The 14,474-nt window shown below is 67.7% G+C and carries 10 protein-coding genes; 3 read left to right on the top strand and 7 right to left on the bottom strand.

Going from position 1 to position 14,474, the window contains the following annotated elements:
- Window positions 1–11: 11 nt before the first annotated feature.
- The gene (locus EET03_RS00960) at window positions 12–2,015 is read right to left on the bottom strand and encodes a M13 family metallopeptidase (protein ID WP_075542123.1); all 2,004 of its coding nucleotides are present in this window, start codon (window positions 2,013–2,015) and stop codon (window positions 12–14) included.
- 42 nt (window positions 2,016–2,057) lie between these two features.
- On the opposite strand from EET03_RS00960, the gene EET03_RS00965 reads away from it, so the two are divergent.
- Window positions 2,058–2,696, top strand: coding sequence for a hypothetical protein (locus EET03_RS00965; RefSeq protein ID WP_075542124.1), 639 nt, complete (start codon window positions 2,058–2,060; stop codon window positions 2,694–2,696).
- Window positions 2,693–3,394 (top strand): hypothetical protein, encoded by a 702-nt coding sequence (locus tag EET03_RS00970; protein ID WP_075542125.1) that lies wholly within the window; start codon window positions 2,693–2,695, stop codon window positions 3,392–3,394. Before EET03_RS00965 ends, EET03_RS00970 begins: the two co-directional genes overlap by 4 nt.
- An 8-nt stretch (window positions 3,395–3,402) precedes the next feature.
- On the opposite strand, the gene EET03_RS00975 is transcribed toward EET03_RS00970, so the two are convergent.
- The 3 genes from EET03_RS00975 to EET03_RS00985 form a co-directional block, all read right to left on the bottom strand.
- Complete coding sequence (locus EET03_RS00975; RefSeq protein ID WP_075542126.1) at window positions 3,403–3,921, bottom strand: hypothetical protein; 519 nt, start codon at window positions 3,919–3,921, stop codon at window positions 3,403–3,405.
- Entirely contained in the window at window positions 3,918–6,956 is a 3,039-nt protein-coding gene (locus EET03_RS00980) for an MMPL family transporter (RefSeq protein ID WP_075542194.1), read from the bottom strand. The genes EET03_RS00975 and EET03_RS00980 overlap by 4 nt, the downstream gene beginning before the upstream one ends.
- A gap of 462 nt (window positions 6,957–7,418) precedes the next feature.
- Window positions 7,419–8,585, bottom strand: a complete 1,167-nt coding sequence (locus EET03_RS00985; RefSeq protein WP_063470593.1) for a lysylphosphatidylglycerol synthase transmembrane domain-containing protein — start codon at window positions 8,583–8,585, stop codon at window positions 7,419–7,421.
- 194 nt (window positions 8,586–8,779) lie between these two features.
- Here EET03_RS00985 and EET03_RS00990 point away from each other — a divergent pair, with 194 nt between their 5' ends.
- Window positions 8,780–9,934, top strand: a complete 1,155-nt coding sequence (locus tag EET03_RS00990) for an AI-2E family transporter (RefSeq protein ID WP_075542127.1) — start codon at window positions 8,780–8,782, stop codon at window positions 9,932–9,934.
- Here EET03_RS00990 and mmpL3 read toward each other — a convergent pair.
- The 3 genes from mmpL3 to trmB form a co-directional block, all read right to left on the bottom strand.
- On the bottom strand, window positions 9,931–12,786 hold the full coding sequence (gene mmpL3 / locus EET03_RS00995) for a trehalose monomycolate exporter MmpL3 (RefSeq protein WP_075542128.1): 2,856 nt from the start codon (window positions 12,784–12,786) through the stop codon (window positions 9,931–9,933). The genes EET03_RS00990 and mmpL3 overlap by 4 nt on opposite strands.
- 91 nt (window positions 12,787–12,877) lie before the next feature.
- Window positions 12,878–13,633, bottom strand: coding sequence for an NYN domain-containing protein (locus EET03_RS01000; RefSeq protein ID WP_075542129.1), 756 nt, complete (start codon window positions 13,631–13,633; stop codon window positions 12,878–12,880).
- Window positions 13,620–14,432: a tRNA (guanosine(46)-N7)-methyltransferase TrmB gene (trmB, locus tag EET03_RS01005; protein WP_075542195.1), complete on the bottom strand. Its 813-nt coding sequence runs from the start codon at window positions 14,430–14,432 to the stop codon at window positions 13,620–13,622. The genes EET03_RS01000 and trmB overlap by 14 nt, the downstream gene beginning before the upstream one ends.
- Between the last annotated feature and the right edge of the window lie 42 nt (window positions 14,433–14,474).

The raw sequence follows: 14,474 nt of genomic DNA on the forward strand, positions 1-14,474 counted from the left end.
TCGCGGGGAACCTAACTCCAGATGCGGACCCGCTGTTGCGGCGCTAAGTACAGGGCATCGTTCTCGGTGACGTCGAAAGCCTGGTAGAAAGCGTCGATGTTGCGCACCACGCCGTTGCACCGGAATTCCGGCGGGGAATGCGGATCGACGGCCAGCCGCCGGATCGCCTCAGCCTCACGCGCTTTGGTGCACCACACCTGAGCCCAACCGAAGAACACCCGCTGCACACCGGTAAGGCCGTCGATGACCGGAGCGGGCTCACCGTTCAGTGACAGCTGGTAGGCCAGCAGCGCGATGGACAGCCCACCCAGATCGCCGATGTTCTCCCCGACGGTGAACGCGCCGTTCACATGGTGGCCGGCAGCGAGATCCTGTGGCGTGTACGTTTCGTATTGCTCGATCAATATCTTGGTGCGGGTGGCGAATTCGGTGCGGTCGTCGTCGGTCCACCAGTCCACCAGGTTGCCGTCGCCGTCGTACTTGGCCCCCTGGTCGTCGAAGCCGTGTCCGATCTCGTGCCCGATCACCGCGCCGATGCCTCCGTAGTTGGCGGCGTCGTCGGCTTCGGCATCGAAGAACGGCGGTTGCAAAATGGCTGCCGGAAAAACGATTTCGTTCATCCCGGGGTTGTAGTAGGCGTTGACCGTCTGGGGTGTCATGAACCACTCGTCGCGGTCGACCGGGCCGCCGAGCTTGGCCAACTCGCGGTCGTGGTTGACCGCGTAGCCGCGCCGGAAGTTGCCGTAGAGGTCGTTACGGTCGATCACCAGCGTGGAGTAGTCCTTCCACTTGACCGGGTAACCGACCTTGGCGGTGAACTTGCCCAGCTTGGCCAGTGCCCGCTGCCGGGTCTGCGGGGTCATCCACTCCAGCTCGCCGATGCTGACCCGGTACGCCTCCTGCAGGCTGGCCACCAGCTCGTCGATGCGGGCCTTGGCTCCCGGCGGGAAATACCTTTGCACATAAAGCTTTCCGACTGCATCGCCGAGCAGCGTCTCCACCAGGGCCACGCCCCGCTTCCAGCGCTCGCGGATCTGCTCGGCGCCGGTCAGGCTGCGGCCGTAGAACTCGAAGTCCTGATCGACCAGGTCGCGGGTCAGCCAGGGGGCCCGGGAACGGATCAATCGCCAACGCGCCCAACACTTCCAGTCGTCGAGGTCTTCGCTGTTCCACAGCGCCGCGAAGGCGTGCAGATAATCGGGCTGGCGCACCACCAATTCCGGGAGAGCCTGCGGCGTGCTGCCCAGCGCGGTGACCCAGCCCTGCCAGTCGAAGCCGGCGCCCTCGACCTGCAGGTCGGCGAAGGTGCGCAGGTTGTAGGTGAGTTCGGCGTCGCGGCGCTTGACCACGTCCCAATGGGCGGCGGCCACCTTGCTCTCCAGCGCCACGATGCGGGCCGCGATATCGGCGTGGGCGGCCCGGTCCTCGGGGGCGTCGCCGTACACCAAGCTGAACATCCGCGCGATGTGGCCGGGGTAGGCGGCCAGCGCCGCGGCGTGCCGTTCGTCGCGGTAGTAGGACTCGTCGGGCAGGCCGATGCCGGACTGGGAGAAGTGCAGCAGGTAACGGGTGGAGTCCTTGGAGTCGGTGTCCACATAGAATCCGATGCCACCGCCCATGCCCGTGCGCTGCAGGGCGCCGATGACGGCGGCCAAGGAGGCACGGTCGGCGGCGCCGTCGATGGTGGCCAGCTCCTCGTGCAGTGGTTGCAGACCGCGGCGTCCGACGGCGTCCTCGTCGATGAAGCTGGCGTACAGGTCGCCGATGCGTTGCTCGTCGCCGCCGGTCGCGGCACCTTTCGCACAGGCTCGGCTGGCTTCGGCGATCAGATCGCGCACCTGCTCTTCGGCGCGGTCGAACAGCTGCCGGAAGGCGCCGTCGATCGCCCGGTCCGCCGGTATCTGGTGTTCCTTGAGCCAGCGGCCGTTGACATGGCCGAACAGGTCGTCTTGGGGGCGGGCATCGGCGTCGACGTAGCTCAGGTCGATACCGGAGCGGATGGCCTCTACTGTCACCCCGCCATCCTTCCACCCCATATCGGGTGCGACGATCGGGCCATGCCCGACGAGGATGCTGATGTCGATGAGGCCGACGACTCCGAGGACGCGACCTCCGAGCCCGACGAACCGGAGTCGGCGCAGCCCGCGATGTTCTCCAACTACGGCATCGCCTCGACCGTTCTCGGTGTGCTGTCGGTGGCCGCAGTCGTGCTCGGCGCACTGATCTGGTCGTCACATCGTGACGAGGTCGCCGAGCGCGGGTACCTGAGTCGGGTCATGCGCGCGGCCGCCGAATGGACCGATGTGCTGATCAACATGAACGCCGGCAACGTCGACTCCAGCCTGCAGCGGCTGCACGACGGGACGGTCGGACAGCTCAACACCGATTTCGACGCCGCCGTGCAGCCCTATCGGCAGGTGGTGGAGAAGTTGCAGACGCGCAGCGACGGCCGGATCGAGGCGGTGGCGATCGAAACGGTGCACCACGATCTGGATACCCAGCCCGGCAGCGCCCGGCCGGTGGTGACCACCAAATTGCCGCCCTTCGCCACCCGGACGGACTCGGTGCTGTTGGTGGCGACGTCGGTCGCCGAGAATGCCGGGGTCAAGCCCCAGACGGTGCACTGGAACCTGCGGATTGACGTCTCCGAGGTGGACGGCAAGCTGATGATCTCCGGGCTGGAGTCGATCCGTTGAGACTCCCGACGAGAAATGCGTGGCGGCTGGCCGTCTTCGACATCGTGGCGCCGCTGGCGGCTGCCGTGGCGTTGCTGGTGATCGGATTCGTGCTCGGCTGGCCGTGGTGGTGGATTTCGGCGTGCTCGGTGTTGGTGCTGCTGATCGCCGAGGGTGTGGCCGTCAATTTCTGGCTGTTTCGCCGTGACGCCGTCACCGTGGGCACCGACGACGACGCGCCGGGGCTGCGCCTGGCCGTAGTGTTCTTGTGCACGGCCGCGCTGGTGGCCGCGGTGCTGACCGGATACACCCACTGGACCACGCCGGATCGCGAGTTCAATCGCGACTCCCGAACGGTGGTACAGGTCGCCACCGGGATGGCCGAGGCGGTGGCGTCGTTTTCGCCGACGGCCCCGAACGCCTCCGTGGACCGGGCCGCGGCCATGATGGTCCCGGACCGGGCGCAAGCGTTCAAAGAGCAATACGCCAGGTCCAGTGCCGACCTGGCGCAACGCAAGGTCACCGCACAGGCCGCCACGCTGTCGGCCGGAGTGGAGGCGCTCGGGCCCGCGGACGCCAGCGTGGCGGTGATTCTGCGGGTCACCCAGAACTCGCCCGGTCAGCCCCCCAGTCAGGCGGCGCCGGCGGTTCGGGTAACGCTGACCAAGCGTGGCGATGACTGGCTGGTGCTCGACGTGACGCCGATCAATTCCCGATAGGCCGGGCGTCAGTTGGTGTCGGCCGCCCGCGTGTTCCGCACCCGGACGAACCGGTCCGACAACCGTCGCATCCGAATCATCAGCGAGGCGGACGGGCTGACGCTGCCGTCGAGATAGGAGGTCAAGTCCTCGACCTGTACACCGATCCGCGACGCGAACTCCTGCTGCTCCAGACCCGATCGATCCATCAGCAGCTTCACGTGACGAGCCACCTCAGCACGCTCGTTGGCCTCCAGTTGGATGCGGGCACGGTCCAGCACCTCCGACAGCGCCTTGGAAATGCCGTACGGCCGAACTCCTCCGAGGACCTCTTCGACCTGGCGGGCGGTGCGCCCGAACGGGTCGCGCTTGAGCGCGGCGGCGATGCGCTTCCAGGTGGCGATGTCGCCGCCCTCCAGCGCCGCGCGGATCGCGGCGGTAGACCAAAATTCCACCGGCTGGTCGGTGCCGGGTTCGCTGGTTTCCCGCCCGGGCCGTTGCGGTGGCGGAGCGGGCACCGGTTTCCGCTGGTCGGCGGCCAACGTCACCTCGCCTCCTCCAACATCGCTACGGCCACTGCCAGGCAGCGCTGCCTGACTTCCTCCCAGTTTGCCTCGGCATCAGGGTCGGGCCACTCGTCGTCGACATCAGACGGGTGCGGATCAGCGAGCCGGCGGACCAGCTGGGTGGCCATCCATTGCCGCCTCGAATACGAACCCAGTGGCTGACAACAGTAATACCTGTCCATTCCCGCCAGCACTACGGCCGCGGTTTCGGGCTCCATTGCTTCGACCATGTCAGCAAATTCGGCATAATCGCGGCTGCTGTTACGGCTCATGATCAGGTAGCCCTTGAGTCGCAACGTTTCCGCCCCGGTCGGGATCAGCAGCCGGTCGCCGGTGGGCAACTGGACGTTGGTGGTCTCGACCGGGCTGCGCCGCTCGAACCGGGGCCGGTCCGTGCCGCTTTTCGCGGCCGCGCGCTCGGCGGCGTCGGTTTCCAGGGCGTCGAGGGCGATCGCGAGTCGCCCGCGCCACACGGTGACCGGATGAACCGGACGCTCGGCCCACGACATCGCCCGGGCGAGGCTGTTGCGGTAGGCCTGGCCGACCTTGCTGGCCGCCGACTGGCCGCCGGTCTTGGCGGAGGCCGAGGAGGCGGCGGACGCGGGGGCCGAGGCGGCGGAGGCGGTAGCGGGCACGGCGACGTCGGCGCCGTCCCGGACCAGTTCCGGAACGTGTTCGGGTCCCTTGGAGCTGCGTCCGCAGCCGGTGAAGGCAAGCGGGTCGGCCACGCAAATCGCTTCGGGGGCTAGGTGTTTGAACCTGGCCGCGGACTTGAGCACCATCCGCAGGTCGCCGCTGGGGGCAATTGCGGCGGCGATGTCGTCGGGAATCACCACGACGTCGGCAAGGTCGACCTCGGGTAGTGGCCGGTCGAAGTCGACCGACGGCAGCATGCGGGCCAGCCACCGCGGCAGCCACCAGTTCCATTGCGAGAACATCGCCATCAGCGCCGGTACCAGAATCAGCCGCACGATGGTGGCGTCTACCGCGATGGCGACCGCGCAGGCGACGCCGATCTCGGCCACCAGCGGCATGCCGGCGAAGGCGAATCCGCAGAACACCGCGATCATGATCAGCGCGGCGCTGGTGATGGTGCGCGCGCTGGTGCTCACCCCGTACGCGACCGCGTCCCGGGTCTGGCCGGTGTGCAGGAAGCGTTCCCGGATCCGGGTCAGCAGGAAGATCTCGTAGTCCATCGACAACCCGAACGTCATCGCCAGCACCAGCGGGGGCACGGTGCTGTCGATGGAGCTCAAGTGTGGAAAGCCCAGTTTCTCCGCCCAGCCCCACTGGAAGACCATGACCAGGCTGCCGTACGCGGCGGCCACCGACAGCAATGTCATCAGCACGCCCTTGAGCGCCAGGAACACCGAGTGCACCGACACCAGCAGCATCACGAACGCGATCAGGGCCACGAAGGCCAGCACCAGTGGTTGGGTCGCCGACACCCGGTCGTCGAAATCCTTGATCAGTGCGGTCGGTCCGCCGACGTCGATGCGGGCCCCGTCGGCCGCTCTGGGCAGGTGGGTCCGCATCCAGTCGACGGTGCGCCGGGCGCCCATGTCCTCGGGGTCGACCGACAACACCGCGCTGAGCAGCGCACTGCGGTTGTCGGCGGCGAACTTCGGCGGCGCAACGGACGCGACGTCCGGAGCCTGCGTCATCTGCTGACGGATCGCCGCGATGGTTTGGTTGTGCGCCGGGGTGGACGCGCCGCCGTCGGGAAATGTGACCAGCACCTGAGCCGGGCCCAGCGCGCCCGGACCGAGCGCCTGGGCGGCCGCCGACACGCCGGCCCGGATCTCGTGCGATGAGTCGAATTGCCGCAGCAGGCTGTTGCCCAGCACCATCTGTGTCGCCGGCGCCGCCATGAGCAGCAACACCATCGACGCCGACAACGCCGTCATCCAGGGCCTGCGCATCACCCACCCGACCCAGCGGGCCCAGAACCGGGACTGCGTGCTTTCCGGCCGTCGGGACCAGTGCAGCAGCGCCGATCGCTTGGCGGCCGCCCGGGCGAAGGAGGTCAGCAGGGCCGGCGTCAGCGTGGCCGACGTCAGCATCGCGACCGCGACGGCGAGGATCGCCCCGGTGGCCATCGACCGCAGCGCGGGGGTGTTGATCAAGTAGATGCCGGTGAGTGAGGCGATCACGGTCATGCCGGACAGCACCACCGCGAGCCCGGAGGTGGCCATGGCGGCGTCGACGGCTTCTTGCGGCCGACGGCCGGTACGCAGTTCCTCGCGGAAACGCATCAGGATGAACAGGGAGTAGTCGACGGCCAGCGCGATACCGAACATCGACACGGTCGAGGTCACGAACACCGACATGGTGGTGTGCATCGACAGCAGATAGACCAGGCCCATGGTGACGACGACCGTGCAGATACCGAGGGCCAGCGGGATCGCGGCGGCGGCAAGCGAGCCGAAGACGGCGAGCAGGACGATCAGGATGATCGGCAGGTTCCAGCGTTCGGCGTCGGCGATGTCGTGTTTGGTGTTGGCCGCCGCGGCGGCGCTGAGTGCACCTTGCCCGATGACATAGAGCCGCACCCGGCCGTCCGCGGTTTGCCCGGGCTTGTCGCCTTTCACGCCGATTTTTTGTCGCAGCTTCTTGGCGATATCGCTGGTGCCGGCGTTGCGGGCGTCGAGCCGCAACGACACCACATATGGCCGGTCGGGCTGCGGGGGCCGCTGCGTGGGGTTGGGTACCTCGGTCACGCCGGGGAATTCGCCGGCGATGCTCCGCAACCGGGTGACCGCGTCGTTGATGTCTGAGAAGCTGGCGTCCGGGCGCGGCGTGGCCACCAGCGCCAGCGACGGCGCTTCCTGGTCGGGATACTGGGCGTCGAGGACGTCGTGGACCAGCAACGACTGCGATCCGGCTACCTCGAAGCCGCCGCCGGTGAGATTCCCCGACTGCGTCATGGCCAGATAAACGGCCGGCACCAAAGCGAGAAACCAGCCTGTGAACACCAACCACCGGAATCTGCGCAGGTTGCGGCTCAGGCGCATCATGAACTGCTGGATGTTGTTCTCCCGGTATTTCTCTCGCAATGCGTGCTCGCGAGCCTACCGCAGAGCACGTAGCAATTATGTCGGCTTATTGGTTGCTGAGCTGCAACGATGTCGGCACCGCGACGCTGCGGCGAACCCCGACCCGGGTCGTCGGCCTTGACGGCGGCGGCGCCGGAGGTGGCAGGATGTCCGTGGCCGTGCGGCGTATTCGGAGTCCGCAACTCGGGTTAGTGCAAGCTGCCGGTCACCTTTCCGCAGGCGCTGAACCTGGCGCAGGTCGCGCAGAGCGCAGGTGGGTTGCCGGGTTTGCCGCCGCCAGCCGGGGCACCGCCCGCCGTCGGGTCGCCCGCAGGCACCCAGCAGCCGGCAGGCAACCAGCCGCCCGCAGCCGGCGGGCCGGTCCGGGGCCGTTGAAACGGCGACACAGAACTAACGCCCCGGCTGGCTTACCGGGCCGTCTGCTCAGTCACGATCAGGCGGCGGCAGCGGGCCCTGCAGGGCGGTTTCGGCCGGGTCGTCGGCAACGCTGCGCTGGACTCCGAGGATGCGGCCCAGCTCGGGGTCGGTCGGCGGGTCGTCGGTATCCGAATCGGCGACGTTCTCGGTGCGGAACATGAAGAAGAACACCACCCAGCCGATCGCGGCGATGAACAGCCAGCTGATCAGCCGGTAGATCAGCATCGCCGAGATGGCATTGGGCAGGGCCATGCCGCTGGACACCAGGCCCGGCACCAGCACCGCCTCCACCACCAGCAGACCTCCCGGCATCAGCGGGATGGTGCCGACCGCCCGGGCGGCCGCGTAGGCGACCGTCAGCCCGGCGACCGAGGCGTGGTCGCCGGCGGCGTACGCGGCGAAGCCCAGGCAGGCCACGTCGGCGATCCAGTTGAACAGCGACCAACTGAACGCCACTCCCAGGTCGCGCCGGCTCAGGCTGACCGACTCGAGCTGCATGAGCGTTTCGCGCCACTTCGCCACGCCGGTGTCGGCCGGCTTACCGCGAATCGAGTTGACCCACGACAGCACCCGGTTGCCGATCCCTTCGATCAGTTCCGGCCGCGACGCCACCGCCTGGGCCAGCAGCAGCAACGCGACGAAACCGCCGAGGGTGAACAGCAGCGAGAACGGGTTGTTCTTGGCGCCCAGGAAGAAGGCGCCGCCGAGCCCCAGCAGGGCCAGCCCGACCGCCTGCAGCACGCCCGACATCACCAGCTGCCACGACGCCACCACGGTCGAGGCGCCCCAAATGCGTTGCTGACGAAGCAGAAAGGTCGCCGACAGCACCGGGCCGCCGGGGAGGGTGGTACTCAGCGAGTTCGCCGCATAGAACGCGGCTTCGGACCGCAATTGCTTGACGTGCACACCGGCCGATCTCAGCAGCGTGCGCTGGATCTGCGCGAAGCTGTGCATCGACGCGGCCGCTGCCCCCATGGCTGCCACCAGCCACCACCAATTGGCCTGGTAGATACTCATCCACGCTTTGGCCAACTGGTCCCATACCAGCGCCACCTCGACGGCAAGCACGATTGCGACGATGCCGAGGACCACCCAGCGCAGCCACCAGTACTTGCCGCGCGGCGCCTCTTCGCGCCGGTCGACGAGCTTGCGGGCGGGGGCGTCGTGCGACACCGGATAAGGGTAACCGTGCCGGTGGCACCGCGATCTCCGCACGTCATCGACTGTGTCAGGGTCGTTCTGGGGTCGTGACCGGATCGTGGCGGCGGTGGCGGCGGGAAGCGACCGGCCACCATGCAGGATCGCGCACGGAGGCGTTCGAGGCGTTGCGGGGGAACCTTGCGCCGCAGCGCGGTTAGGCTTGCCGGATGTCGACAAGCCTCGACGATGCTTCGGTAACCCCTCTGGTCCGCAAGACCGCGGCATGGTCCTGGCGCTTGTTGGTCATCTTCGCTGCCGCACTCGCGGTGATCTGGGTCATCAGCAAACTGGAGATCATTGTCGTTCCGGTGTTGCTGGCGTTGATCTTGAGCGCGTTGCTGGTGCCGGTCGTGGACTGGCTGGACCTGCGGCGTGTGCCGCGCGGTGCCGCGGTGTCGCTGGTGTTGCTGGGTGGTTTTGCGATCCTTGGCGGCATCCTGGCCTTCGTCATCAGCCAGTTCATCGTGGGCCTGCCCGATCTGGTCAAGCAGGTGGAACGCAGCATCGACTCGAGCCGCCGGTGGCTGATCGAAGGACCGGCGCATCTGCGTCGCGAACAGATCGACAATGCGGGCAACGCCGCGATCGAGGCGCTGCGCAACAATCAGGCCAAGTTGACCAGCGGCGCCATTTCCACCGCGGCCACCATTACCGAGCTGCTCACCGGTGCGGTGTTGGTGCTGTTCACCCTGATCTTCTTCCTGTACGGCGGCCGCAACATCTGGCAGTACGTGGTCAAGATCGTGCCCGCTTCGGCCGGTGACCGGGTCCTGGAGGCCGGGCGCGCCGGATACTCCTCGCTGATCGGCTATGTGCGGGCCACGTTCCTGGTCGCCCTGACCGACGCGATCGGTGTCGGCACCGGGTTGGCAATCATGGGGGTGCCGCTCGCGTTGCCGCTGTCCTCGCTGGTGTTCCTGGGTGCCTTCATCCCGCTGCTGGGTGCGTTGATCTCCGGTTTGCTGGCCGTGGTGGTGGCCCTACTGGCCAAGGGACTGGTTTACGCGCTGATCACTCTGGGTTTGCTCATCGCGGTCAACCAGCTCGAGGCCCATTTGCTGCAGCCGCTGGTGATGGGTCGTGCGGTCTCGATTCACCCGCTGGCGGTGGTCCTGGCCATTTCGACCGGCGGGGTACTTGCCGGAATCGTAGGAGCCCTGCTGGCCGTCCCGACGGTAGCGTTCCTCAACAACGCGATGCAGGTGCTGCTGGCCAAGGACCCGGCGGCCGCCGCCGAGCAGCCCGAAGAGCCGTCGACAATCGTGCAGGCCGAACCGGACAATCCCGACGCGTCCGACGAAGCCGAGCCGCGGGAAACCTAAAGCCGACCCTCGCGGCGCAGCAGGTCCTGGGCGGACAGACCGCCGGCTCCGCGCCGGCGCCGGGTGCCGTCGGCGCCGTTGTCGCCCTTCGCGCCCCGCGCGTTGAGCTGCTCAGTGGCCGCGTCGGAGTCGCTGTCCTCCGGCCGTTGGACCGGCAGCTTGGCCGTGGCATCGGCCGAGGCGGTTTCGCCGGAACGGCCCCCCGGAATCGGCATGGCGCGGGTCTGACCGGCCGATGGGGCCGGCGGCTGGGTCGGCGCCGGTGGCCGGGCCGACGACGGTGCCGCCGGCGCTGGGTTGCTCGATCCGCGGCCCGGCGCGCCCGGTTTGCCGGGTGCGGACAGTCGAGCTGTCGGCGGTTCGGTTGGCTGGCTTGCCTTGATCGGGATCTGCTTGGTGCCCGCGCTGGACGGCCCGCTCTGAGCAGGCCCCATCTCCGGCCGGGCGGACCCGCGTTGCGACGACTCCGGCGTCGACGGGTGGGTGGGATCGTGCGGGGGGCGCACGCCGGCGGCGACCAGGCCGGCGGTGACCGGAGGCCGGGCGACACGGCCGTCGGTAACCGGCCGCTTGCGTTCGTCGGGCAGCTGGATCTCGCCGAGGCCGATGCGGGTCTGCACTCGTCGCATCCACCGCGGAGCCCACCAGCAGTCGTCGCCGAGCAGCTTCATCACCGACGGCACCAGGAACATCCGCACCACGGTCGCGTCCAGCAGCAGCGCCGCCATCAGGCCGAAGGCCAGGTACTTCATCATCACCAGGTCGGAGAACACGAACGACCCGGCGACCACCGCAAGCACCAGCGCGGCCGCGGTGATCAGGCGGCCGGTGGTGGCCGTGCCGATGCGGATGGCCTCCTGGGTGGACATGCCGCTTTCCCGGGCCTCGACCATGCGGGAGACCAGGAACACCTCGTAGTCGGTCGCCAAGCCGTATCCCACCGCCACCACGAGTGCGATCACCGGCGCGGTCAACGGCGTTGCGGTGAAGTTCAGCAACCCCGAGCCGTGTCCGTCGACGAATATCCACGTCAGGATGCCCATGGTGGACCCGAGCGTCAGCGCGCTCATCACCGCGGCCTTGATCGGCAGTACCACCGACCCGAAGGCCAGGAACATCAGCAGCGTGGTGGCGGTGAGCAGGATGACGAGCATCGCCGGCATGTTGTCGAACAGGCTGTGGATGGAATCCTGCTCCAGCGCCGGAGTGCCGCCGACGTATACCTCGAGCCCCTTGGGTGGCGTGATCGCGCGGAGCTCTTGCAGCTTCTTCGCCGCGTCGCCCGGGTTGATCAGCCCGTTCTGCAGCACCCGTACCGAGGGATCCTTCGACGCGCCGGGTGCGACGCTGCGCTCCTGCCACATGTTCGCCGGGTCGTTGTCCGGTTCGATGAATCCGCTGATCGACATCGCTTTACTGCGGATGTCGGCGACCTGCTGGTCGGTGACCGGCTGGTGGTTGGTCGACTGGATTACCAGGGTCAGCGGATTGGTGCGGTAGCCGGGGAAGAGTTGGTCGAAGTGCTCCTGTGACTGCCGCACCGCATTGTTCGGCGGCAGGTATTTCTCGCTCATGCCGCCCAGTGACAGGTTGAACAGCGGAAGGACCAGGGCGAACATGCCGACGACGATCGGGATGGCGAAGACCAACGGCCGCCGCATCACCCAGTTGACAAGCTTGCCCCAGAAGCCGGCCTCGACCTCTTCGCGGGTCTTGGTCTTCTGCAGCCGGTCGGCGAGCCAGTTCAGATAGGCCCGCGACACCTTCCAGTTGCGCAGGAAGGGCACCCGGAATGCGGTGCGTACACCGAGCGCGTCGACGTGTCGGCCAAGCACACCCAGAACGGCCGGCAGCAGCGTGATCGACAGCAGGGCGGCCAACCCGACCGCGGCGATCAGCGCGTAGGTCAGCGATTTGACGAAGCCTTGCGGCAGCATCAGCAGGCTGATCCCGGAGGCGATGATCAGCACCGCCGAGAAGGCGACGGTCCGGCCGGCGGTCATGACGGTGCGTCTGACCGCGGTCTCGGTGTCATACCCCTCGGCGATCTCCTCCCGGAAACGGCTCACCACAAAGAGCCCGTAGTCCACCGCGATACCCAGACCGATCAGCGAGACGACGGGCTGGGCAAAGAAGTGCACCGGCCCGAACACCGCCACCAACCGCAGGATGCCCAGCGCGCCGGCGATGCTCAGGCCGCCGACCATCACCGGCAGACACGCGGCGACCGCGCCACCGAACACCAGGAACAGCACCACGGCCACCAACGGCAGGGCCAGCACTTCCATCCGTCGCTGGTCGGTGGCGATGGTGCCGGTCAGCGCCTCGGCCACCGGCTCGAGGCCGGCGAGTTGAACCGTGCCGCCGTCGAGCTTCTGCAGCGAGGGCGCGATGTCCTTGTAATTGGTCAGGATGGTGTCGTCGTCGTCGCCCTTGAGCGGGATGGACACGAACGTGTACTTCTTGTCCTCGGTGGCCATACCCTTGACGACCGCGCTGGTGGTGTCCGGTGCCCGGAGGTAGCCGGCCCAGCCCATCACCTGGTCGGGGTGGTCCTGCACGAATCGGTTGAGCTCGTCGGTGATCTTCTTCGACCACGCCGGGTCGTTGACCGTCTTGCCGTCGGGCGCTTTGAAGATCGCGACGATGTGACCGGTCCGGTCCCGGCCGTAGACCTGGTCGCCCAGGATCGACGCCTTGACCGACTGGCTGCTGTCGTCGTAGAAACCGCTCTGCGTGACGTGCTTACCCAGGCTCAGCCCGAACACCCCGCCGCCGAGGCATAACGCCACCGTGACGCCGATTACGATGAACCGGTAGCGGTACACAATTCGACCCCACCAGGCGAACACGTAATCTCCTTACTGGATCGTTAGCGACCCGCGCATTGCTTTGCACTGCTTTTCGGTTGTCCGGCGCTCGGCTTTCAGACGCGGGGCCTGTTCACATACGCGAGGTCAACAGCGAGGACAGCGGCCGGAACGGCTGCAGCCAAGCCCCCTGCTCAGGTAGCGAATCGAGGCCGATTCGGGGGAGCGGCTCCCGGAAAACACCGGCAATGTCCTCCAGGTCGACGAACTCCAAGGTATCCGACGCTAGCGCCCAACTGGCGTGTTCACGAAATCCAAGCACTTGAACTGGGATTCCGCCGCGGGCGATCTCCTCCAGCGGCTGCCGGAATGCCTGACCGTCCGCCGAGGCCACGACCAGGGCTGCCAGCCCTTCCCGGTAGCGCTTGTCGATGTGCTCGAGCATGTCGCGGTCGACGTCGCTGTCCTCGTCGATCTTGGGTTTGGCGAAGACGGCGAACCCGACGTTGCGCAGTGCGTCCACCCACGGGCGGACCACGTCGGCGCTGCCGGGTGCGATATTGGTGAAGACGGTGGCCTCGGGTTCGACTCGGATGGCCGGCCCGCCGGACGCCCTGGCGGCGACGGCTGCGGTGCGGGCCAGCAGCCAGCGGCCCAGCGCGTCGAAGCGGGGCCGTTCCAGCGCGGTCGGGCGGCGCCCCAGGATGGAGCCCAGCCCCATGTCGAGGTTGGGAGCGTCCCAAACCAACAGGACCCGACCCGTCGGCGGGGCCAAGCCGGTCAGACCGTCCTTAGACACATCGCCGGGCAGCACCGACGGCAGCGGTGGAACCGGGGTCCCGGCGACGGGTTCTGACGCTTGTGTGGTCACGTCTTCAGTCAGGCTCATTTGATTTCGGTTTTCTCCAGACCAGCTCGCTGACGGCGCTGCCGGCATCGTGGGCTTTGGATTCGTATTTGGTCGTGGGGCGAACGACCGAGATCGGCAGGGCTTCGGTACCCGGATCAGCACGGGCCAACCGCGGCTCGGCGTCGCCGGCGGCGGCGATGTGCTCGGCGTAGCCGGGGTGGTCGGTCGCGGCGTGCAGCACACCTCCGGGAATTAGCCGGTCGGCGATCAGGGCGATCGTGGCAGCCTGCAGCAGCCGCCGCTTGTGGTGTCGCGCCTTGGGCCAGGGATCGGGGAAGAACACCCGGACCCCGGACAGCGAATTCGAGGTGATCAGGTCTTTCAACACGTCGATCCCGTTGCCGCGGATCAACCGGATATTGGTCGCGTTCTCACTGTCGATCGCGCACAGCAGCTGCGCCAGGCCCCGGCGGTAGATTTCCACCGCGATCACGTCGAGTTGGGGCTCGGCCTGCGCCATTGTCAGCGTCGAGATGCCGCTGCCGCAGCCGATCTCCAGCACCAGGGGCGCGTCGCGGCCGAACCACGACCGGGTGTCCAACGGTCCCCGGCGAGGTGACCCGGCGAGCGCGTCGATGCCCAGCTCCGGCCACCGCCGGTCCCAGGTCTGGCGCTGGCTGCTCGACAGCGCCGAATGGCGGGAGCGAATGCTGGTGGCCGGCAGATAGCCCCACGCGCTGCCCCGGTCTTGCTCGCCGGACTCCGAGCTGGGCAGAGCCGGCGAGTCGGGACGTAACCCAACCTCGGGTTGCGCGTGCATTCGTCCATGGTGGCTCATGAAACGCAGGTGTAGCCGCTTCTGGGCCAGATTGATACCCAA

The sequence above is a fragment of the Mycobacterium innocens genome (assembly GCF_900566055.1).
GTDB classification, from domain to species: domain Bacteria; phylum Actinomycetota; class Actinomycetes; order Mycobacteriales; family Mycobacteriaceae; genus Mycobacterium; species Mycobacterium innocens.